17 protein-coding genes and 1 pseudogene are annotated in these 20,766 nt (G+C 29.9%); 15 read left to right on the top strand and 3 right to left on the bottom strand.

Translation table 11 applies throughout. The features are described from left to right. The first annotated feature begins 231 nt into the window (after positions 1 to 231). Positions 232 to 1,404 carry a beta-aspartyl-peptidase gene (iadA, locus tag HMPREF0216_RS03390; RefSeq protein ID WP_005211143.1) on the top strand — a complete coding sequence of 391 codons (1,173 nt, stop codon included), beginning with the start codon at positions 232 to 234 and terminating at the stop codon, positions 1,402 to 1,404. A 91-nt stretch (positions 1,405 to 1,495) separates the two neighbouring features. Here iadA and HMPREF0216_RS03385 read toward each other — a convergent pair whose 3' ends face one another. From HMPREF0216_RS03385 to HMPREF0216_RS03375, 3 genes are all read right to left on the bottom strand, one after another. Next, positions 1,496 to 2,083 (bottom strand): cell wall hydrolase, encoded by a 588-nt coding sequence (locus HMPREF0216_RS03385; protein ID WP_005211142.1) that lies wholly within the window; start codon positions 2,081 to 2,083, stop codon positions 1,496 to 1,498. A 69-nt stretch (positions 2,084 to 2,152) separates the two neighbouring features. Then, entirely contained in the window at positions 2,153 to 2,677 is a 525-nt protein-coding gene (locus HMPREF0216_RS03380; protein ID WP_147576228.1) for a hypothetical protein, read from the bottom strand. A 29-nt stretch (positions 2,678 to 2,706) separates the two neighbouring features. Next, entirely contained in the window at positions 2,707 to 3,174 is a 468-nt protein-coding gene (locus HMPREF0216_RS03375; protein ID WP_005211139.1) for a hypothetical protein, read from the bottom strand. 225 nt (positions 3,175 to 3,399) lie between these two features. On the opposite strand from HMPREF0216_RS03375, the gene cdaA reads away from it, so the two are divergent. The 14 genes and pseudogenes from cdaA (at position 3,400) to ilvB (ending at position 20,745) form a co-directional block, all read left to right on the top strand. Continuing rightward, complete coding sequence (gene cdaA / locus HMPREF0216_RS03370) at positions 3,400 to 4,254, top strand: diadenylate cyclase CdaA (protein WP_005211137.1); 855 nt, start codon at positions 3,400 to 3,402, stop codon at positions 4,252 to 4,254. After that, entirely contained in the window at positions 4,224 to 5,480 is a 1,257-nt protein-coding gene (locus tag HMPREF0216_RS03365) for a CdaR family protein (RefSeq protein WP_005211136.1), read from the top strand. Before cdaA ends, HMPREF0216_RS03365 begins: the two co-directional genes overlap by 31 nt. 200 nt (positions 5,481 to 5,680) lie before the next feature. Continuing rightward, positions 5,681 to 7,277 (top strand): annotated as a pseudogene (locus HMPREF0216_RS03360) (NAD(P)/FAD-dependent oxidoreductase). Between the two features lie 245 nt (positions 7,278 to 7,522). Next, positions 7,523 to 8,431 carry a phosphate butyryltransferase gene (gene ptb, locus HMPREF0216_RS03355; RefSeq protein WP_005211129.1) on the top strand — a complete coding sequence of 303 codons (909 nt, stop codon included), beginning with the start codon at positions 7,523 to 7,525 and terminating at the stop codon, positions 8,429 to 8,431. 21 nt (positions 8,432 to 8,452) lie between these two features. Continuing rightward, positions 8,453 to 9,520 carry a butyrate kinase gene (gene buk, locus HMPREF0216_RS03350; RefSeq protein WP_005211128.1) on the top strand — a complete coding sequence of 356 codons (1,068 nt, stop codon included), beginning with the start codon at positions 8,453 to 8,455 and terminating at the stop codon, positions 9,518 to 9,520. Between the two features lie 181 nt (positions 9,521 to 9,701). After that, positions 9,702 to 10,004 carry a YerC/YecD family TrpR-related protein gene (locus HMPREF0216_RS03345; RefSeq protein WP_005211127.1) on the top strand — a complete coding sequence of 101 codons (303 nt, stop codon included), beginning with the start codon at positions 9,702 to 9,704 and terminating at the stop codon, positions 10,002 to 10,004. Positions 10,005 to 10,198: 194 nt separating this feature from the next. Further along, positions 10,199 to 11,542, top strand: coding sequence for a phosphoglucosamine mutase (glmM, locus tag HMPREF0216_RS03340; RefSeq protein WP_005211125.1), 1,344 nt, complete (start codon positions 10,199 to 10,201; stop codon positions 11,540 to 11,542). A 597-nt stretch (positions 11,543 to 12,139) separates the two neighbouring features. Further along, complete coding sequence (gene ilvN / locus HMPREF0216_RS03335; protein ID WP_005211123.1) at positions 12,140 to 12,652, top strand: acetolactate synthase small subunit; 513 nt, start codon at positions 12,140 to 12,142, stop codon at positions 12,650 to 12,652. Positions 12,653 to 12,671: 19 nt separating this feature from the next. After that, positions 12,672 to 14,264 carry a citramalate synthase gene (gene cimA / locus HMPREF0216_RS03330; RefSeq protein ID WP_005211113.1) on the top strand — a complete coding sequence of 531 codons (1,593 nt, stop codon included), beginning with the start codon at positions 12,672 to 12,674 and terminating at the stop codon, positions 14,262 to 14,264. A 14-nt stretch (positions 14,265 to 14,278) separates the two neighbouring features. Continuing rightward, positions 14,279 to 15,538 carry a 3-isopropylmalate dehydratase large subunit gene (gene leuC / locus HMPREF0216_RS03325; protein ID WP_005211112.1) on the top strand — a complete coding sequence of 420 codons (1,260 nt, stop codon included), beginning with the start codon at positions 14,279 to 14,281 and terminating at the stop codon, positions 15,536 to 15,538. A gap of 14 nt (positions 15,539 to 15,552) precedes the next feature. Continuing rightward, on the top strand, positions 15,553 to 16,044 hold the full coding sequence (gene leuD / locus HMPREF0216_RS03320) for a 3-isopropylmalate dehydratase small subunit (protein ID WP_005211110.1): 492 nt from the start codon (positions 15,553 to 15,555) through the stop codon (positions 16,042 to 16,044). A 93-nt stretch (positions 16,045 to 16,137) separates the two neighbouring features. Next, a complete protein-coding gene (leuB, locus tag HMPREF0216_RS03315) occupies positions 16,138 to 17,208 on the top strand; it encodes a 3-isopropylmalate dehydrogenase (protein WP_005211108.1) in 1,071 nt (356 codons plus the stop codon). Positions 17,209 to 17,354: 146 nt separating this feature from the next. After that, the gene (gene ilvD / locus HMPREF0216_RS03310; protein WP_005211106.1) at positions 17,355 to 19,013 is read left to right on the top strand and encodes a dihydroxy-acid dehydratase; all 1,659 of its coding nucleotides are present in this window, start codon (positions 17,355 to 17,357) and stop codon (positions 19,011 to 19,013) included. A 46-nt stretch (positions 19,014 to 19,059) separates the two neighbouring features. After that, positions 19,060 to 20,745, top strand: a complete 1,686-nt coding sequence (gene ilvB, locus HMPREF0216_RS03305) for a biosynthetic-type acetolactate synthase large subunit (RefSeq protein ID WP_005211104.1) — start codon at positions 19,060 to 19,062, stop codon at positions 20,743 to 20,745. Positions 20,746 to 20,766 lie beyond the last annotated feature (21 nt).

The following is a 20,766-nucleotide window of genomic DNA, read 5'->3' as shown; positions in this document are numbered from 1 at the left end:
AAAACCACCAGCTAAGCTGGTGGATATTTATTTTGTAAAATTTACTCATTCAGTTGATAACTTTTATTATATTTATTGATTTACCTAAAAGGGCATATATAGATGCAAAAAGTAAAATAATAACTTTGATAATAAGATGTATGTTTTTTATAGAAAATTTCATTTACTATTAGTAATAATTATATTGAAATTTTGGATTAATTTTTTGTTGATATAGAGGAGGACTTAAATTTGATTACAGTTATTAAAAATATAAATGTTTATGCTCCAGAAAAGTTAGGTAAAAAGGATGTAGTTATAGTAAATGATAAAATAGAAGGAATATATGATAATTTAAATATTCCTGATAATTTTGTTAATATAAGTGTAATAGATGGCAAGGGGAAAATATTATTTCCTGGATTTTTGGACTGTCATGTTCACATTATTGGTGGAGGAGGAGAAGGTGGATTTAAGACTAGAACTCCAGAAATATCAATAGTTTCATTAATTGAAGCTGGTATAACTACAGTGGTTGGATGTATAGGTACTGATGGAATATGCCGAAATATGAGGTCATTAATTGCAAAAGCTAACGGATTAGAAGAGGAAGGTATAACATCTTATTGTTATACAGGGTCTTATGAAATACCAGTTAAAACTATAACAGATAGTATAAAAGGTGATCTTATGATGGTTGATAAGATTATTGGTGTGGGAGAAGTAGCTTTATCCGACCATAGAAGTTCACAAGCAACTTATCAGGATTTTGTTAATACTGTAGCCCAAGCTAGAGTCGGAGGGATATTATCAGGAAAAGCAGGAATTGTTAATGTTCATTTAGGTGATGGAGCAAGAAGGTTAGAATATTTATTTAAGGTAATAGAAGAAACTGAAATACCTCCAACTCAACTTTTACCGACACATATTAATAGAAGTGATAAATTATTTAAAGTAGGAATTGAATATGCTAAAAAGGGAGGATTTATTGATTTAACTACAAGCTCTGATCCAAGATTTTTAGAGCCAGGAGAATTAAGGGCATGTGAAGGATTAACACTTTTATTAAAAAATGGAGTGGATATTAAACATATAACATTTTCTTCTGATGGGAATGGAAGTATGCCTGTATTTGATAACGATGGGAAATTAGTTGGACTTGGAATATGTTCTGTTGAAACTCTTTATAGGGAAGTTAAGGATAGTATAAAAGAGTATAATGTTCCTATTGAGGATGCTATAAAAGTTATAACTTCAAATGTTGCAGAAGTATTAAAATTAAATAATAAAGGAAAAATAGAGAAAGAAAGAGATGCTGATTTAGTAATTGTAAATGAGGATACATTAGATATAGATATGGTTATAGCTAAGGGGAAAATTGTTGTTAAAGATGGAAATACTACAATAAAACCAACATTTAATTAGTTAAGAATTGATAAAAAGTTTGAAATGCGAGAACAAACTTAATATATATTAAAAAATATAAGGGCTACATTCAAAAGTAGCCCTTATGTTTTTATAATGTAAAGAATAAATGTTGTCCTATGGGTATTAAGTTATATTTTTCTACATCATGCATCCAACTGCAAGTTGCTGTAGCGGGATTATAGAAAAATAAAGCTTCTCCTGTAGGATCATTACCATTTAATGCTTCGTATACTGCATCAAAGCATTCTTGTGTTGGTTCAACACTTATTTGACCATCCACAACGCAAGAAAAAGCGTATGGTTGGAAAACAACTTCTTCTATTGTATCAGGAAAACCTGAGTTTAATACTCTGTTTAAAATAACTGATGCAACAGCCACTTTTCCTTCAAATGGTTCGCCTTTACTTTCAGCATATACAATTTGCGACATTAGATAAATATCGCTTTGTGTTAAATAAATTATTTGGTTATTTTCTTTAAAAACTTCTACATAATCATCTTCTGATAAATTTATTACGCTACTATTAATGTAGTTATTTTCTTTACAATTTAAAGCTAAATATTCACCAGTATTATACTGAGAGCGTCTTGCAGTAAGCGCTTTAGGTGAGTATATACTAAGTGCTGAAAGTGAAAGGGTTAGTATAAAACAAAATATAAGTTTTGAAATTTTCATAAGAAACCTCCTTTAGAAATAACCCAATCAAGGTATATTTTATCCAAAAGTTTTAAAAAAATACAATAATTAATCTATTGAATTTTTTAGTGTATCAAGAGAGGTTTGGACATCTTTTAATTTTGAATATGCATTAGAATAATTTTTATCTATATCTTGTTTATTGCTTTCATAACCAGAAGAAGACTTTTCGTATATTACAGCAATTTTAAGTGTATTCAAATAAGTTGAGTATAATTTAAAGGTACTATTCAAACTATTATAGTAAGATACACAATTTTCAGGAATAGAAGAATAACTGAAAGCTTTTTTTACATCAGCAAATTTAGACTCCTTAGAAGCAATATCTTCTAATATTACATCCAATGAACGACTATCTTCACGTATTTTTTCTATGGCCGGTCTTAAATCCTCGAGTAAAGGAGTAAAGTTATCTATAGCAGTATTTAAATTAGATATAAAATTATTATATTGAGAAGTTTTAACAATATTTTCTTTATCCAATTTGTCTAAGGTATTTAAATAGCCTATTAAATTATCAAAAAATAAAATACTATCATCAGGAAAAGTAAATGTTATACCGTAGTATGTCAAATCTTCATAGCTTTTAATACAATCTTCTTTCAATAGTAATATTTGAGATATGTAACTTCAGTGTTATTTAGATTAGTATTATAAGATAATACATCAATGCAATAATTATAAAGAGATTTAGTTAAGTCAATTGATGATACTAGTTTAGGAATTAAGTCAGGATATTCATTATTAGCTATACTTAAAGATGAAATGTTATTTTGTAATTCGGAAAGTTCATTAATATTGCTATTTAATATTGATATAGTATTTTTAGTATCAATAGTTAGACCGTTAACACAGTCTTTTAATGATAAATTTATATCATAAAATTTTTGTAAGTATGGAGTAAACTCTTCATCTATTGTACTATCTGTTATAGGATCAATTTTTATTGAAACAGAAGATGTATTATGTTTATATATTAAAAGCATAATACTAGAAGTTAAAGTTACACAAATTAATAAGGTAATTAAGAAAAGTTTATTATTTATAATTTTTTCTTTAATATTTTCCATATAGTCACATCCTTTTGCATAATAAATTATATTTATAATATTTATTTTTATTATTAAATATAGAGTATTAATGATTCTTACATTTTATTTATATTGTTAAAATTACTTAAATATAATTACATAATAAAAAAATAAAAAATAAATAAAAAATAAATAAATTATAAATTTTAACAAATTAAATAATAGTGTATAATTTAATTAGAAAAATTTATGGTGGTGAATTAAATGCAAGATTTTATAACAATTATACTAAATTCACTAAGAAGTATGTCCTTTACAGCTGTTATTGATATTTTAGTAGTAGCTTTTATATTTTATAAGGGATACATGCTTATTAAAGAAACAAGAGCAGAACAATTATTAAAGGGGATTGCATTTATAGTTATTTTGATTCCTATAAGCTCAATATTAAATTTGAGTATGTTGTACTTTATTTTAAGTAAAACATTAACTATTGGAATTATATCTGTTGTAATTATATTTCAACCGGAAATAAGAAGAGCATTAGAGCATTTAGGAAGAAGTGCATTTGAAGATAAAAGAGGTTTTGCAGATGAGAAACAAAGGAATATTTATGTAAGTGAAATTGTAACTGCAGTATCAAATTTAGCTGAAACTAAAACAGGAGCGTTAATAGCAATTGAGCAGGGAACAGGTCTTGGAGAAATTATAAGCTCAGGAACAAAATTAGATGCTAATATAACAGCTAATCTTTTGGAAAATATATTTGTAGTTAATACACCACTTCATGATGGAGCAACAATAATAGGTAGAGATAAAATTATTGCAGCAGGTTGCGTTTTGCCTCTTACGAATAATCAGGAAATAAATAAAAAGCTTGGAACTAGGCATAGAGCGGCAATAGGGCTTTCAGAAATATCTGATGCTCTAATTATAGTTGTTTCTGAAGAAACTGGGGTTATTTCATTGGCTATAAATGGAAGGTTAACTAGGCACTATGATAAAGAAAGACTAAGAAATATACTTTTGAAAATAATGGAGCATAGAGAAAATAAAAATGTTAAAACTGCAGGCAAGAAGGTGAAATCGTGGATAACTGGAATAATAAACAAAAAGTAATTGTTCAAATAGTATGCCTTATATTATCTATAGGCTTATGGTTTTATGTAACTAATATTGAAAATCCAATAAAAACTTATGATATAAGTAAAGTTCCAGTAGAGTTACTTAACCAAGATTCATTAAAGTCAGCAGGGCTTATATTAGCACCAAATCAGCAATTTTATGTTAATTTAACAATAGAGGGACAGAGTCAAGATATTTTTAGAGTAGATAAAAGTGATTTCAAAATAACTGTAGACTTGAGTGAATTCGCGTTTGTAAAGGGAACACAAAAAATACCTGTTACAATAAAAGAAGTTCCTGATAATATACGAGTTAAGAATAGTAGTGCGTTAACAGTAACTGTATCAATAGAAGATTATATAAGTAAAGAGGTTCCTGTTAAGTCTAGGATAGAGGTAATATCTAAATCTAATTATTATGTTTCAACCCCTACATTTACGCCAGAGGTAATAACTATATCAGGTGCAGAGTCTTTAGTAAATAAAGTTGATAAGGTTATTGCACAAGGTCAAGAAAGTAATGTAGTGGAGACTATAGTTAAAAATTATATGGTAACAGCAGTAGATGAAAATGATAATTTAATAGAAGGTGTAGAACTATCAGAGCAATGGGTAGAAGCCAAAATATTAGTTAATGAAGGCAAAAATGTACCTGTAAAAGTAAATACTACTGGGCAGTTACCAGATGGTTTAAGATTAATTTCAATTGAACCAACAGTTAAAGAAATCGGAATAGCAGGGCCACAAAGTGCCTTAGATAATATAAATGAAATAGGAACAGAAGTATTAGATTTATCACAAATTACTGATAGTACCACGTTAAATTTAGCTTTGGGAGTTCCAGATGATATTTTAATTGATAGTGGCGAATATTCAGTTGCTGTTAATATAGTTATAGAAAAATCTCAAACTAAGGAATTTACTATAGGATATTCTATAATAAATCAACAAACAGGATTTATTGTTACGCCAACTGCAGATAAAATTACGTTTAAAGTATCGGGATATGATGAACAATTAAATGATTTAACAGAGGCAAGTTTTACTGCTACTTTAGATTTAGGAAACTACACAGAGGAAGGTACTTTTACTGTGGATCCGGTAGTAACTTTAGTAAATCCTATAGAAGGTGTTTATATAAGTGATGTAAGTAAGATTGAGTTCAATATTACTAAGGAAACTATACCAGAAGTAAGTGAGGATGAAGAACAAACACAATAAAAGCAAATGGCAAATTATTAGGTTTAAAATAGTTTGCCATTTGTTTTTTTATTTTAATTATTAGTTTATAAAAATATGTTATGGTTAAATAACCTTTAATATATTAATACTAAGTATTGGAATATTAAAATAATATTTATTATGTAATAAGATATGATACAATAATGAAATATAAGTAAGAAATTTATAAGGGTGATTATATGACTATAAGAATTAATAATATAAACTTAGGTTTAGATGCTGATAAAAAATTAATAAAAAAGAAAATCAGTAAAAAATTAAGAATATCAGTTGATGAAATTAAAGATTTTAAAATTGTTAGAGAAAGTTTGGATGCTAGAAATAAAGATAATATTAAATTAACTTATGCAATAGAACTTGAACATAAGGATGAAGAAAAACTAGTAAATAGAATACATGATAATGATGTAAGAATAGATGTATCAAAATATGATCCTGATGTTGAGCCAGGAAATGAAATCTTAAATAGTAGACCAGTAGTAGTAGGACTTGGACCAGCAGGATTATTTTCAGCATTAATGCTTGCACAAAAAGGTTATAAACCGTTGGTGATAGAACGAGGAGAAGATGTTGATAAAAGAACAGAGACTGTGGATAAGTTTTGGAAAACTGGAGAGTTAAACTTAGAATCTAATGTACAATTTGGAGAAGGGGGAGCAGGATCTTTCTCTGATGGAAAATTAACTACTAGAATCAAAGATAGAAAATGTGATTATGTATTAGCAGAGCTTGTTAATGCTGGTGCACCAAGTGAAATTACATATGAAGCAAAACCACATGTTGGAACAGACATATTAAAAGATGTTGTTAAAAATATAAGAAATAAAATAATTGCTTTAGGTGGAGAAGTAAAATTTTCTTCTAAGCTTGAGTACATAAAAAGTAGTGATGGTAAAATAAAAAGTATTATAGTAAATGGTGATGAAATACCATGTGATGCACTTGTTTTAGCGAGGACATAGGTCAAGGGATACATATGAGATGTTAAGTGATATTGGCGTGTTTATGGAGCCGAAGGCTTTTGCTATTGGAGTTAGAATTGAACATCCACAAGAGATGATAAATGTAGGGCAATATGGAAAGATGGCTAATCATCCAAGGCTACATGCTGCTAGTTATAATTTAACTTATCAAAGCAGAGCATTAAATAGAGGGGTATATTCATTCTGTATGTGTCCAGGAGGAGTTGTCGTTGCAGCAGCTTCTGAAGAAAAAAGATTAGTTTCCAATGGAATGAGTTATCATGCTAGAGATTTAGAGAATTCAAATTCTGCTTTAGTTGTAACTGTGGGTCCATATGATTTTGAAGGAAATTCAGTATTAAAAGGGATGGAATTCCAAAGACATTATGAAGCATTAGCTTATAAGGTAGGTGGAGGAGAGTATAAAGCTCCAGTTCAGTTATTAGGTGATTTTATGAATGATAGGAAATCAAGTAAATTAGGTGCAGTTACTCCAAGTTATAAGCCAGGATATGAATTTGCTGATATGAGAGAATGTTTACCTAAATTTGTTGTTGATGGAATAAAGGACAGTATAAAAAATTTTGATAGAAAGATTAAAGGATATGGAAGACAAGATGCTGTTTTACCAGGAATAAAAACTAGAACTTCAGCACCAGTTAAAATAACAAGAAATGAAAATTTAGAAAGTATTTCTATAAGTGGATTATATCCATGTGGAGAAGGTGCAGGATTTGCAGGTGGTATTGTATCAGCTGCTGTTGATGGGATTAAGGTTGCAGAAAGAATAATTTCTAAATATAAACCTTTATAAAATATAAAAATTTATTATGTATAGATAAAAATATAAATAAGATACTAAAAAATTAATACTTAATTTTTTGGTATCTTATTTTTTATAGAAATAGTTAAAAAATTAACGTGAAGTTTTCTGAAAATTTAGGTTTTTATAAAAAACTTTGGTAAAATTAGCTTAGGTAAATATTTCACTATATAAAAATAAATTCAAAATATTTAAATATATGATATTTATTAAGGGTATTATAGGAGAGGTGTATTATGAGTAAGAATTTTGACGATTTACTTTCTAAATTAAAGGTTACAACAACAAAGAAGGTGGCAGTAGCAGTAGCTCAAGATGAGCCTGTTTTAGAAGCAGTTAAAGCTGCAAAGGAGAGAGGAATTGCAGATGCAATATTAGTAGGGGATACTGAGAAAATAAAAGCAATAGCACATGGTATAGACATGGACTTAAATGATTTTGAAATACTTCATGAAGAGGATGTAAATAAAGCTGCTTTATTAGCTGTACAGTTAGTTTCAAGTGGTTCCGCTGATATGGTTATGAAGGGATTAGTAGATACAGCAACGTTTTTAAGAAGTGTATTAAATAAGGAAGTTGGTCTTAGAACTGGTAAACTTATGTCACATGTAGCTGTATTTGAAATTGAAGGAATAGATAGATTAATTTTATTAACTGACGCAGCTTTTACTACTTATCCAGATTTAAAAGCTAAAACTCAAATTATAAATAATTCAGTAATGGTTGCTAAGGCGTGTGGAATTGATATGCCAAAGGTTGCTCCGGTTTGTGCAGTAGAAGTAGTTAATCCAGATATGCCAGCAACAGTAGATGCAGCACTTTTATCTAAAATGAGTGATAGAGGACAAATTAAAGGATGTATAGTTGATGGTCCATTAGCATTAGATAATGCATTAAGTGAAGAAGCAGCACATCATAAAGGAATAACAGGACCAGTTGCAGGTAAGGCAGATATATTATTACTTCCAAATATCGATGTAGCAAATGTAATGTATAAAACTTTAACATATACTTCAAAAACTAAAAATGGTGGTATATTAGTAGGAACTTCAGCTCCAGTTATATTAACTTCAAGGGCAGATAGTTTTGAAACAAAGGTAAATTCAATAGCATTAGCAGCAGTAGTTGCAGAAGCTAAGAAGTAATATATTTGGAGGTATTGAAAGATGGGATATAAATTATTAATAGTTAATCCAGGTTCTACATCAACTAAAATTGGAGTTTATGAAGATGAAAAAGAACTTTTTGTTGAAACATTAAGACATTCAACAGAAGAAATTTCAAAATATGATACTATATTTGATCAAAAAGATTTTAGAAAAGAAGTAATAATGAAAATATTAAAGGAAAATAATTTTAAAATTGATACATTAGATGCAGTTGTAGGTAGAGGTGGAATGCTAAAACCAATGGCTGGTGGTACTTATGAAATTAATAATGAATTAATAAATGACTTAAAAGTAGGAATTCAAGGACAACATGCTTCTAATTTAGGTGGAATTTTAGCCAATGAAATTGCAAAAGAGGCTAATTCAAAAGCATTTATTGTTGACCCTGTTGTTGTTGATGAGTTAGAAGAGATTGCAAGAATTTCTGGAGTGCCAGAATTGCCAAGAAAGAGTAAATTTCACGCTTTAAATCAAAAAGCAGTAGCTAAGAGATATGGAAAAGAAAGTGGAAAAGGATATGAAAACTTAAATCTTATAGTTGTTCATATGGGAGGTGGAGTTTCAGTAGGAGCTCATAAACTTGGGAAAGTTATTGATGTAAATAATGCTTTAGATGGAGAAGGAGCATTTTCGCCAGAAAGAGCAGGGACAGTTCCAGCAGGTGACTTAGTTAAAATGTGCTGTAGTGGACAATATACTGAATCAGAAATTTATAGCAAAATAGTTGGTAAAGGTGGATATGTTGCATATCTGAAAACTAATGATGCTAGAGATGTGTTAAAGGCTAAAGAAGAGGGTGATGAATATGCTTCATTAATTTATGATGCATTTATTTATCAAGTTTCTAAAGCAATTGGTGAAATGGCAACTGTTTTAAAAGGAAAAGTTGATGCAATAATATTAACAGGAGGAATTGCATATTCACCTGTAGTTGTAGAGAATATAAAAGAAAGAACTGAATGGATTAGTAAAATAGTAGTTTATCCTGGAGAAGATGAACTTTTAGCATTAGCTCAAGGAGCTATTAGAGTTCTTAATGGAGAGGAAAAAGCAAAGGTTTATTAAAAATAGGTTTTATAATAATGAACAAGAGGTTATATCAAATTTAATTGATATAACCTCTTGGCTTTATTATATAAAGTATATTATCAAATACTAAAAATACATAATACTAAATATAAAAAGTTATTAAATTTAATATGATAAAGTGTTAAAATTATGATATATAAAATTTAGGAGTGATACAATGAGTCTTGAAAATTTAGACTTTAAAGAAGATTTAGATGTACTATTTGAAGCAGTTTTAAAATTGCAAAATATTGATGAATGTTATAAATTTTTTGAGGATATTGCAACAATTAATGAGTTAAAAGCTATTTCACAAAGAATACAAGTTGCAAAAATGTTAAAAGATAAAAAGGTATATACAGAGATAGCAGAAACTACAGGAGCTAGTACAGCAACTATTAGTAGGGTAAATAAGTGCCTTAATTATGGTGAAGGTGGATACAATATAGTACTAGAGAGAATGTATCCTAAAAATAACTAAAATTGTAGGAATTTTATATCATTTATAGAATGTTGTAAAATTTCGGTATAAGTTATATACTATATAAGTCAAAGCAATAGATATACTAGGTTAGATGGTGATATATTTTAATTATATAGTATATATTTAAAGTAAAATTAAATAGTAAATAAACTATCCATTTAATAAATTTAATAAGTGAGGTATAAAAATATATGAGTAGAATGTTTGGAACAGATGGTGTTAGAGGTATAGCTAATACAGAGTTAAGTGCTGAATTAGCTTATAGTTTAGGAAGAGCAGGAGCTTTTGTATTAACAGAAGGAACGCATAAACCAAAGATATTAGTAGCTAAAGATACTAGAATATCTGGTGATATGTTAGAAGCAGCTTTAGTTGCAGGTATACTTTCAGTTGGGGCAGAGGCAGTAATATTAGGAGTTGTACCAACGCCAGCAGTTGCTCATTTAACAAGAGAATATAATGCAGATGCAGGGGTAATGATATCAGCATCTCATAATCCAGTTGAATATAATGGAATTAAGTTCTTTGATGGAAAAGGATATAAGTTATCTGATAGCTTAGAAGATGAGATACAAAGAGTAATAGAAAGTGGATTTGAAGGAGTTCCAAGTCCGGTAGGAGGAAATGTAGGAAGATCATACACAGAAGAAACAGCATTAAAGCAATATATAGATTATGCAGTAAGTACAATAAAAACAGACCTTAAAGGGTTAAAGATTGCGTTAGATTGTGCTAACGGTGCAGCATATAAAGCTGCTGTTAAAGCGTTTAGAAGTTTAGGGGCTAGAGTGTATGTAATTAGCGATAATCCAGATGGAAATAATATAAATGAAAATTGTGGTTCAACTCATATGGAAGAACTAATGGATTACGTTGTTAGAAAAAATTGTGATATTGGATTTGCATTTGATGGTGATGCAGATAGATGTTTAGCTGTTGATGAAAAAGGAAATATGATTAATGGTGATTTCTTATTAACAATATGTGCAAAAGCTTTAAAAGATGCTGGAAAGTTAAAGGATGATACTTTAGTTGTTACAGTAATGAGTAACTTAGGGTTAGATATTGCAGCTAAGAAAGAACAAATTAACTTAATTAAAACTAAGGTTGGAGATAGATATGTACTTGAAGAAATGCTTAAGGATGGATATATATTAGGCGGAGAGCAGTCAGGTCATATAATATTCTTAGAACATAATACTACAGGAGATGGGCTTGTTACAGCACTTCAAGTAGCATCAATACTTAAAGAAAGTGGAAAGACTTTTAGTGAACTTGCTTCAGTAATGAAGGAATTACCACAAGTATTAGTTAATGCAACTGTTCCAAATGATAAAAAGAATATTTATTTAGAAGATGCAGAAATAGTTGAGGCTATTAAAAAGGTTGAAGCTAAGTTAGAAGGAGCAGGAAGAGTATTAATAAGACCATCAGGAACAGAACCTTTAGTAAGAGTTATGCTTGAAGGAGAAAATCAAGAAGAAATAAATGAAATGGCACATAGTTTAGTAAATTTAATACTAAGTAAGATATAATAATAAAGAGTTATAAATATAATTTTAAAAGAATTATGTTTATAACTCTTTTATCATTTTTAAATAGTTTTTTATATTAAAATAAAAATGAGGAATTTTTATTATATATTAGAATAAATATATAAAATGAAAAAATAGTAAAAAAATACCATGAAAATTACCTTAATAACAAAAATGAAAGAGTAAAATAAAAATAAAATACTAAAATGTTAAAAATTTCAATAAAGCATTGACAGTGTATTAAAAATAAGAGTAATATATTAACAATAACAATATAGTGGAAGTCATTTTAAAAATAAAAACGTTGATAGAGACTGTTATTTAGTATAAAAAGGTACAGAGAGTCCAAGATGCTGAGATTGGATACTTTAGCTAAATAAAAATCACTCTTGAGTTGTATTCTGAAAGCTAAAAAAGTTAGTAGGTGATTACCGGTAAGCACCGTTAAATGCGAGGGTTTGATAGAACCTAGTGATATTAATGATGAGGAAGTTTGTCCCACCGTTATGATTTTATCATTAAGGGTGGGATTTTTTTTATCAAATTTAATTACTTTTTATTGAATAATAGGAAATTTATGTTTAAAGGGGTGGGAGAATGGATAGACATGTGTTATCAGTTTTAGTTAGAAATTCTTCAGGTGTTTTAACAAGAGTTTCAGGTTTATTTTCACGAAGAGGGTTTAATATTGACAGTTTAACTGTTGGAAGAACAGAAAATCCAGAAATATCAAGGATGACTATTAGCTTAAATGGAAATGAGGATATTTTAGAGCAATTTATAAAACAGTTAAATAAGCTTGAAGATGTTCTTAGAGTTTTAGAGCTTAAATCAGATAATTCAGTTTATAGGGAGTTAGTTTTAATTAAAGTGAAAGCGAATGCAGAAGAAAGAGCAGCTATAAATGAAGTTGTAAGAATATTTAGAAGTAAAGTAATTGATATTTCAACAGATACTTTAACGATAGAATTAACAGGGGATGATAGTAAAATAAATGCTTTAATAAAGCTTATGGAAGAATATGAAATAAAGGAATTAGTAAGAACGGGAATATGTGCATTAGAAAGGGGCTCTAATGACATAACAAATTACTGCGAAATATTTAATTAAATCATCAGGGGGCTTTTAAATGAATAGGAGAATTGAAATATTTGATTCTACTTTGAGGGATGGTGCACAGGGTCAGGGAATATCTTTTTCGTTAGAAGACAAAGTAAAAATAGTTAAGGCTTTAGATGAAATAGGAATTGATTATATTGAAGCTGGCAACCCATGTTCAAATCCTAAGGATATGGAATTTTTTAAAATAATAAAAAATATTAATTTAACTAATTCAAAATTAGTAGCTTTTGGGGCAACAAGAAAACCGGAAATAAACATATTAAATGATGAAAATATACAAAGTCTAATAAATGCAGATACAAATGTAGTATCTATTTTTGGAAAGTCATGGTCCTTTCAAGTAAGAGAAATATTAAAAACGACACTTGAAGAAAATTTAAATATGATAAAAGATACAATTGAATATCTAAAATCTAAAAATAAAGAAATTATATTTGATGCAGAACACTTTTTTGATGGATTTAAGGAAGATAAGGAATATGCACTTTCTACTTTAAAAGTAGCAAAAGAAGCAGGTGCCAATGTATTAGTTTTATGTGATACCAATGGTGGTACATTACCCACTGAAATTAAAAATGTATTAGAGGAAGTAATAAAGGTATTAGGAATAAACATAGGAGTACATTGTCATAATGATATGGGAATGGCAGTTGCTAATTCTATTATAGCTGTAGAAGCTGGAGCTAGCCATATACAAGGAACTTTTATAGGGGTTGGAGAACGTTGTGGTAATGCTAATTTAAGTACTATAATACCAACATTATCATTAAAAATGAACTATAACCTTGTAGTTAATAATCATATTAACGACTTAACATCAAAAGCTAGATATATTTCAGAAATATCCAATATACAGCTAGATGATACCACTCCGTATATTGGAAAGTCTGCATTTGCACATAAAGGTGGTATGCATATAGATGCAATTTGTAAGATGCCAAAATCTTATGAGCATATAGATCCAGAGCTTATAGGAAATAAAAGAAGGTTTTTAGTATCTGAAGTTAGTGGTAAAAGCACTATATTACAAGAAATACACAAAATATTTCCTAGTGTAAAAAAGGATGGGGAAGAAGTAAAAAATGTAACTAAAAAATTGAAAGAATTAGAGTATGATGGGTATCAATTTGAAGGAGCAGAGGGAACTATTGAATTATTAATTAGAAAAACAATAGGAAAATATAAACCATTTTTTAAATTAAATCATTTTAAGACTATAGGGGAAAACCCTTGGAATAATAGTGAATTTAGTTCCACTGCTTTAATTAATATAACAGTTGATGGAAAGACAGAAATGACAGCGGCAGAAGGAGATGGTCCGGTAAATGCTTTAGATAAAGCACTTAGAAAGGCTCTTGAGGTATTTTACCCAGAACTAAGATGTGTAAGATTAGTTGATTATAAGGTTAGAGTTCTAGATTCAGAAAGTACAACAGGAGCAAAAGTTAGAGTATTAATTGAAAGTACTGATGGCAATGAAAGCTGGAGTACAGTTGGGGTATCTAAAGATGTAATTCAAGCAAGTTGGATTGCATTAGTTGATTCAATAGAATACAAGCTTATTAAAGATATTGAAAGAAAAGCAAAAGCATATTTTTAAAGGGGGAAAAAACAATGGGAATGACAATGACTCAAAAAATATTAGCTGCTCATGCAGGATTAGAAAAAGTAAAAGCAGGACAATTAATTGAAGCAAACTTAGACTTAGTATTAGGTAATGATATTACTTCACCGGTTGCAGTAAAGGAATTTGAAAAGTTTGGAGTTAAAAATGTTTTTGATAAAGAAAAGATTGCGATAGTACCAGATCACTTTACTCCAAATAAAGATATAAAGGCAGCAGAACAATGTAAATTTATAAGAGAATTTTCAAGAGATAAAGGAATAGTTAATTTCTTTGAAATAGGAGAAATGGGAATTGAACATTGTCTATTACCTGAAAAGGGACTAGTAGTTGCAGGGGATGTTGTAATAGGGGCAGATTCACACACTTGCACTTATGGAGCATTAGGAGCTTTTTCTACAGGAATTGGTTCAACAGATATGGCAGCTGGAATGGCTACAGGTAAGTGTTGGTTTAAAGTTCCTTCAGCATTAAAATTTATATTAAAAGGAAAACCATCAAAATGGGTAAGTGGTAAAGATGTAGTACTTCATATAATTGGAATGATTGGAGTAGATGGGGCTTTATATAAATCAATGGAATTTATTGGGGATGGATTAAAATATTTATCAATGGACGATAGATTTACAATGGCAAATATGGCTATTGAAGCTGGTGGAAAGAATGGAATATTTCCAGTAGATGAAAAAACAATTGAATATTTAAAAGAACATGGAAAGAAAGAGTGGAAGGTATATGAAGCTGATGAAGATGCAGAGTACGATGAAGTATATGAAATAGATTTAAGTGCTTTAAGACCAACAGTTGCTTTTCCACATTTACCTGATAATACGAGAACTATTGATGAAGTTGGAGATATAGAAATAGATCAAGCAGTAATAGGATCATGTACAAATGGTAGAATTTCAGATTTAAGAGTTGCTAGAGATTTATTAAAAGGGAAAAAAGTTAATAAAAGAGTTAGGTGTATAGTATTCCCAGGTACTCAAAAAATTTATTTACAAGCATTAGAAGAAGGTATAATTAAAGATTTAGTGGAAGCAGGAGCAGTAGTTTCAACTCCAACTTGTGGACCATGTTTAGGTGGCCATATGGGTATATTAGCTAAAGGGGAAAGAGCTATTTCAACAACAAATAGAAATTTTGTTGGAAGAATGGGGCATGTTGAATCGGAAGTATATTTAGCTAGTCCAGCAGTAGCTGCAGCTTCAGCAATAACAGGAAAAATAACAAATCCAGAGGAACTTTAAGGGGGTAAATAAATATGAAAGCAATCGGAAAGGTTTTTAAATATGGGGATAATGTAGACACAGATGTAATTATACCAGCAAGATACTTAAATACATCAGATCCAAAGGAACTTGCAAGTCATTGTATGGAAGATATAGACTTGGAGTTTTCAAAGAAAGTAAAAGTAGGAGATATAATAGTTGCGAATAAAAACTTTGGATGTGGGTCGTCTAGAGAACATGCACCAATAGCAATAAAAGAGAGTGGAGTTAGTTGTGTTATAGCTTCAACTTTTGCAAGGATATTTTATAGAAATGCTATAAATATTGGATTACCAATATTAGAATGTGATGAAGCTGTTAAAAATATAGAAGCTGGAGATGAGCTTGAGGTTAATTTTGATAATGGAGTTATTAAAAATTTAACTAAAAATGAAAAATATCAGAGTGAAGCTTTCCCAGAATTTATGCAAAAAATAATAAAAAGTAATGGACTTGTTGGATATATTAAGGCAGCTAGAAATTAGAAGTTTATCTTTAAATTTTTTAAAATTTCTTAATTAAAAAAATAAATAAAGCAATAAGTTATAGAGTTTTAACTAGGTTAAGGGGGATTTAAAATGAATTTTAAAGTTCCAGTTATTCCTGGAGATGGAATTGGACCTGAAGTTATAGATGAAACAATAAATGTATTAAATAAAATAGGTAGTAAATATAAACATAATTTTGAATTTGAGTTTTTACCAGCTGGAGGATGTGCAATAGATGAACTTGGTGTACCACTTCCAGATAAGACTTTAGAAGCGTGTAAAAAGAGTGATGCTGTATTATTAGGGGCAGTCGGAGGGCCAAAGTGGGATAATCCTGATTCTAAAGTAAGACCAGAGCAAGCTTTATTAGGTTTAAGGGGAGGGTTGAATCTTTATTGTAATTTAAGACCAGCATTCTTATATAAACCATTAAAAGAAGCATCACCATTAAAGGACAACATAATAGATGATGGAATAGATATTTGTGTAGTAAGAGAACTTACTGGGGGTATTTATTTTGGTGAAAGAGGAAGAAAAGTAATAGATGGGATAGAATCGGCATATGATACTGAAAGATATAATGTTCATGAAATAGAGAGAATAGTAAGAATAGGCTTTGATACAGCTATGAAGAGAAAGAAAAAGTTAACTAGTGTTGATAAGGCTAATATATTAGAGAGTTCTAGGTTATGGAGAAGTATAGTGGATAAAATGGCAAAGGATTATCCAGAAGTTGAAGTAAATCATTTATATATAGATAATGCATCAATGCAATTAGTTAGAGATCCAAAACAATTTGATGTTATAGTAACTTCAAATATGTTTGGAGATATATTATCAGATGAAGCATCTATGATAACAGGATCTATAGGAATGCTGCCATCTGCTTCATTAGGTGAAGGAACACTTGGAATGTATGAACCTATTCATGGATCAGCTCCTGACATTGCAGGAAAGGGTGTTGCGAATCCATTAGCAACAATTCTTTCATCAGCAATGATGCTTAGATATAGTTTTAATTTAGAAAAAGAAGCAAAATTAATTGAAGATGCTGTATTAGAAGTTTTAGAAGCAGGATATAGAACCGGTGATATTTATAGTTATGGAACTAAACTTGTTGGCACAAAAGAAATGGGACAACTTGTGGTAGAAAGAATTTAAATTAGGTAGAAGTTATGAATTTATGATGAGATTTTTACTGGGTTTATAAAAAATAGGCTCCTATAAAGTTAATATAAATCAACTTTAATTCATAACTATTAGAACAAAATAACTAATTATTAACTGAATTAATGGGGGGATTTTAAGTGAGAAGTGATATTGTAAAAAAGGGAGTTTCTAGAGCACCACATAGGTCTCTTTTTAAAGCTATAGGATTAACTGATGATGAGATAAATAAACCTTTAATAGGTGTTGTTACATCTCAAAATGATATTATCCCAGGTCATATAAATTTAGATAAGATAGTTGAGGCTGTAAAGAAAGGAATATTGTTATCAGGAGGAACACCATTAGTATTTCCTACTATAGGAGTTTGTGATGGTATAGCAATGGGACATGAGGGAATGAAATACTCTTTAGCAACTAGAGAGCTTATTGCAGATTCTATTGAGTGTATGGTAAAGGCACATGGATTTGATGCATTAGTATTTATACCAAATTGTGATAAGATTGTTCCGGGAATGATAATGGCTTCATTGAGATTAAATATACCATCAGTGATTGTAAGCGGTGGACCAATGCTTGCAGGAAAATTTAATGGAGATGATGTTTCTTTATCAACTGTATTTGAAGCGGTAGGAGCTGTTGAAAGCGGATTGATGCTTGAAGCAGATTTAGCAGAGTTAGAAGAAAAAGCTTGCCCTACATGTGGTTCATGTTCAGGTATGTTTACAGCCAATTCAATGAATTGTTTAGCTGAAGTTTTAGGATTAGCCTTACCAGGTAATGGAACAATACCTGCAGTTTATTCAGAAAGAATAAGACTTGCAAAACAAGCTGGAATGGCTGTAATGAAATTATTAGAAAGAGATATAAAACCAAGGGATATAGTTACTGAAGATGCCATAAAAAATGCACTAACAGTAGATATGGCACTTGGATGTTCAACCAATAGTGTTCTTCATTTGACGGCAATTGCAAATGAAGCAAAGTTACCTATAAATCTTGATATTATAAATGAAATGTCGGCAAAGATTCCTAATCTTTGTAAACTTGCACCAGCATCGGATACTCATATAGAAAATTTATATGCAGCTGGTGGAATAAGAGCTGTAATGAGTGAATTAAATAAGAAACACTTAATAAATTTAAATTGTATTACTGCAACAGGAAAGTGTGTTGGAGAAAATATAAAAAATGCAAAGGTATTAGATTATTCAGTAATAAAACATATAGAAGAGCCGTATAGTGAAACAGGTGGGATTGCAATATTAAAAGGTAACTTAGCTGTAGATGGAGCTGTTGTAAAAAGATCAGCAGTACTTAAGGAAATGTTAAAGCATGAGGGACCAGCAAAGGTATTTAATTCTGAGGAAGAAGCAATAGAGGCCATTTTAGGAAAGAAAATAGTAAAAGGAGATGTTGTAGTAATTAGATATGAAGGACCAAAGGGTGGTCCAGGTATGAGAGAAATGTTATCTCCAACATCAGCAATTTGTGGAATGGGACTTGATACATCAGTAGCACTAATCACCGATGGAAGATTTAGTGGAGCAACAAAAGGAGCTGCAATAGGACATGTATCACCCGAGGCAGCTGAGGGTGGAACTATTGCGCTTGTTGAAGATGGAGATTTAATATCTATTGATATATTAAATGGAAAATTAGATTTACTTGTAAGCAATGAAGAGCTAAATAAGAGAAGAGAGAAACTTAGACCTATAGAACCAAAGGTTAAAGAAGGATATTTAGCGAGATATGCAAAATTAGTAAGTTCAGCAAGCACAGGAGCAGTATATAAATAGTTATAAATTTTTAATTTATAACTAAATTAAGGGGGTGTATTTTTATATGTTATTAAGTGGGGCTGAAATTTTAGTAAAGACTTTAATTAGTGAAGGCGTTGATACCATATTTGGATATCCAGGGGGATCAGTTCTGAATATTTATGATTATCTATATAAATATAAAGATCAATTAAAGCATTATTTAACATGTCATGAACAAAGTGCTGCTCATGCAGCAGATGGATATGCTAGAGCAACTGGAAAGGTTGGAGTCTGTATAGCAACTTCAGGACCTGGAGCAACTAATCTTGTAACTGGAATAGCTACTGCTTATATGGATTCAACTCCAATGGTTGCAATTACAGGAAATGTACCGAAAGCATTGTTAGGAAAAGATAGTTTTCAAGAAGTCGATATAACAGGGATTACAATTCCAATAACAAAGCACAATTTCATTGTTAAAGATGTTAATGAATTGCAGGGGATAATTAGAAAAGCATTTTATATTGCAAAAGAAGGAAGACCGGGACCTGTATTAATAGATATTCCAAAAGATATAACTATCGAGAAGTCAGATTATGAAGATTTAGATCCTATAGAAGTAACTCCAAAAGTAAAACATATCACAAAAGATGTTCTAGATGAGGTTGCAAGATATATAAATTCATCACAAAAACCATTGATATATGCTGGTGGCGGTGTTATAAATTCAGGCGCAACAGAAGAATTGATTGATATTGCTGAAAAAATAAATGCACCTGTTGCAACAACTTTAATGTGTAGAGGTGCTATACCATCTGAACATAGATTAAATACAGGTATGATAGGGATGCATGGAAGTAATGCTTCAAATATTTTGGCAACAAAATGTGATTTAATAATTGCTTTGGGTGCTAGATTTAGTGATAGAGTAATAAGTGATAAAGAGTTTATTAATAATGCAAAAGTTGTACAAATTGATGTCGATCCTGCAGAAATAAATAAGAATGTAAAGGTAGACTCTTTTATAATTGGAGATATTAAAAGCACATTACAAAAATTAATACCATTAATAAAGGAAAAGAAAAATGAAGAGTGGTTACAAACAGTAGAAAATTTAAAAAATTTATCTGCAAGCAAAAATAATGATGAAAAAAGTGAAGAATTAACTCCAAGATTTCTATTTGAAAAACTTAGTGAAATAGATGATGGAAAGTTTATTATTACTACAGAAGTTGGACAGCATCAAATGTGGACTGCACAGTACTTTAATTTTAAAAATCCAAGGACTTTAATATCATCAGGAGGTCTTGGAACTATGGGATTTGGACTTGGTGCAGCAATTGGAGTTAAAATAGCTCAACCAGATAAGACAGTATTTAATATTGCTGGCGATGGTAGCTTTGGGATGAATTGTAATGAGTTTGCAACAGCTGTTAAATATAATATTCCAATAAAGGTTATTGTAATGAATAATAATGCTTTAGGAATGGTTAGACAATGGCAAAGCTTGTTTTATGAAGCTAGATATTCACAAACTACTCTTGATAGAGCAACAGATTTTGTAAAGCTTGCAGAAGCTTTTGGTGGAGTTGGATTTAGAGTAGAAAAAAGAGAAGAACTAGAAAATGTATTATCAAGTGCTTTAATTACAAATAAGCCGGTAATAATTGATTATAGAATAGATAGTGATAAAAAAGTTTTTCCTATGGTGGCACCAGGTGCACCAATTCATCAAATAATAAATGAAGAAGATGTTATGGGCAGTTAACCATGTAATCTAAATTTCTAT

Source organism: Clostridium celatum DSM 1785 (assembly GCF_000320405.1).
Taxonomy (GTDB): Bacteria; Bacillota; Clostridia; order Clostridiales; family Clostridiaceae; genus Clostridium; species Clostridium celatum.
This window is presented reverse-complemented; position numbering and strand designations above follow the sequence as displayed.

Bases quoted from the DNA above. Each gene is read 5' to 3' on its own strand.
- HMPREF0216_RS03385 (WP_005211142.1), bottom strand. From the start codon at position 2,083: ATGAAAATTTCAAAACTTATATTTTGTTTTATACTAACCCTTTCACTT.
- HMPREF0216_RS03375 (WP_005211139.1), bottom strand. From the start codon at position 3,174: ATGGAAAATATTAAAGAAAAAATTATAAATAATAAACTTTTCTTAATT.
- cdaA (WP_005211137.1), top strand. From the start codon at position 3,400: ATGCAAGATTTTATAACAATTATACTAAATTCACTAAGAAGTATGTCC.
- ptb (WP_005211129.1), top strand. From the start codon at position 7,523: ATGAGTAAGAATTTTGACGATTTACTTTCTAAATTAAAGGTTACAACA.
- buk (WP_005211128.1), top strand. From the start codon at position 8,453: ATGGGATATAAATTATTAATAGTTAATCCAGGTTCTACATCAACTAAA.
- HMPREF0216_RS03345 (WP_005211127.1), top strand. From the start codon at position 9,702: ATGAGTCTTGAAAATTTAGACTTTAAAGAAGATTTAGATGTACTATTT.
- glmM (WP_005211125.1), top strand. From the start codon at position 10,199: ATGAGTAGAATGTTTGGAACAGATGGTGTTAGAGGTATAGCTAATACA.
- ilvN (WP_005211123.1), top strand. From the start codon at position 12,140: ATGGATAGACATGTGTTATCAGTTTTAGTTAGAAATTCTTCAGGTGTT.
- cimA (WP_005211113.1), top strand. From the start codon at position 12,672: ATGAATAGGAGAATTGAAATATTTGATTCTACTTTGAGGGATGGTGCA.
- leuC (WP_005211112.1), top strand. From the start codon at position 14,279: ATGGGAATGACAATGACTCAAAAAATATTAGCTGCTCATGCAGGATTA.
- leuD (WP_005211110.1), top strand. From the start codon at position 15,553: ATGAAAGCAATCGGAAAGGTTTTTAAATATGGGGATAATGTAGACACA.
- leuB (WP_005211108.1), top strand. From the start codon at position 16,138: ATGAATTTTAAAGTTCCAGTTATTCCTGGAGATGGAATTGGACCTGAA.
- ilvB (WP_005211104.1), top strand. From the start codon at position 19,060: ATGTTATTAAGTGGGGCTGAAATTTTAGTAAAGACTTTAATTAGTGAA.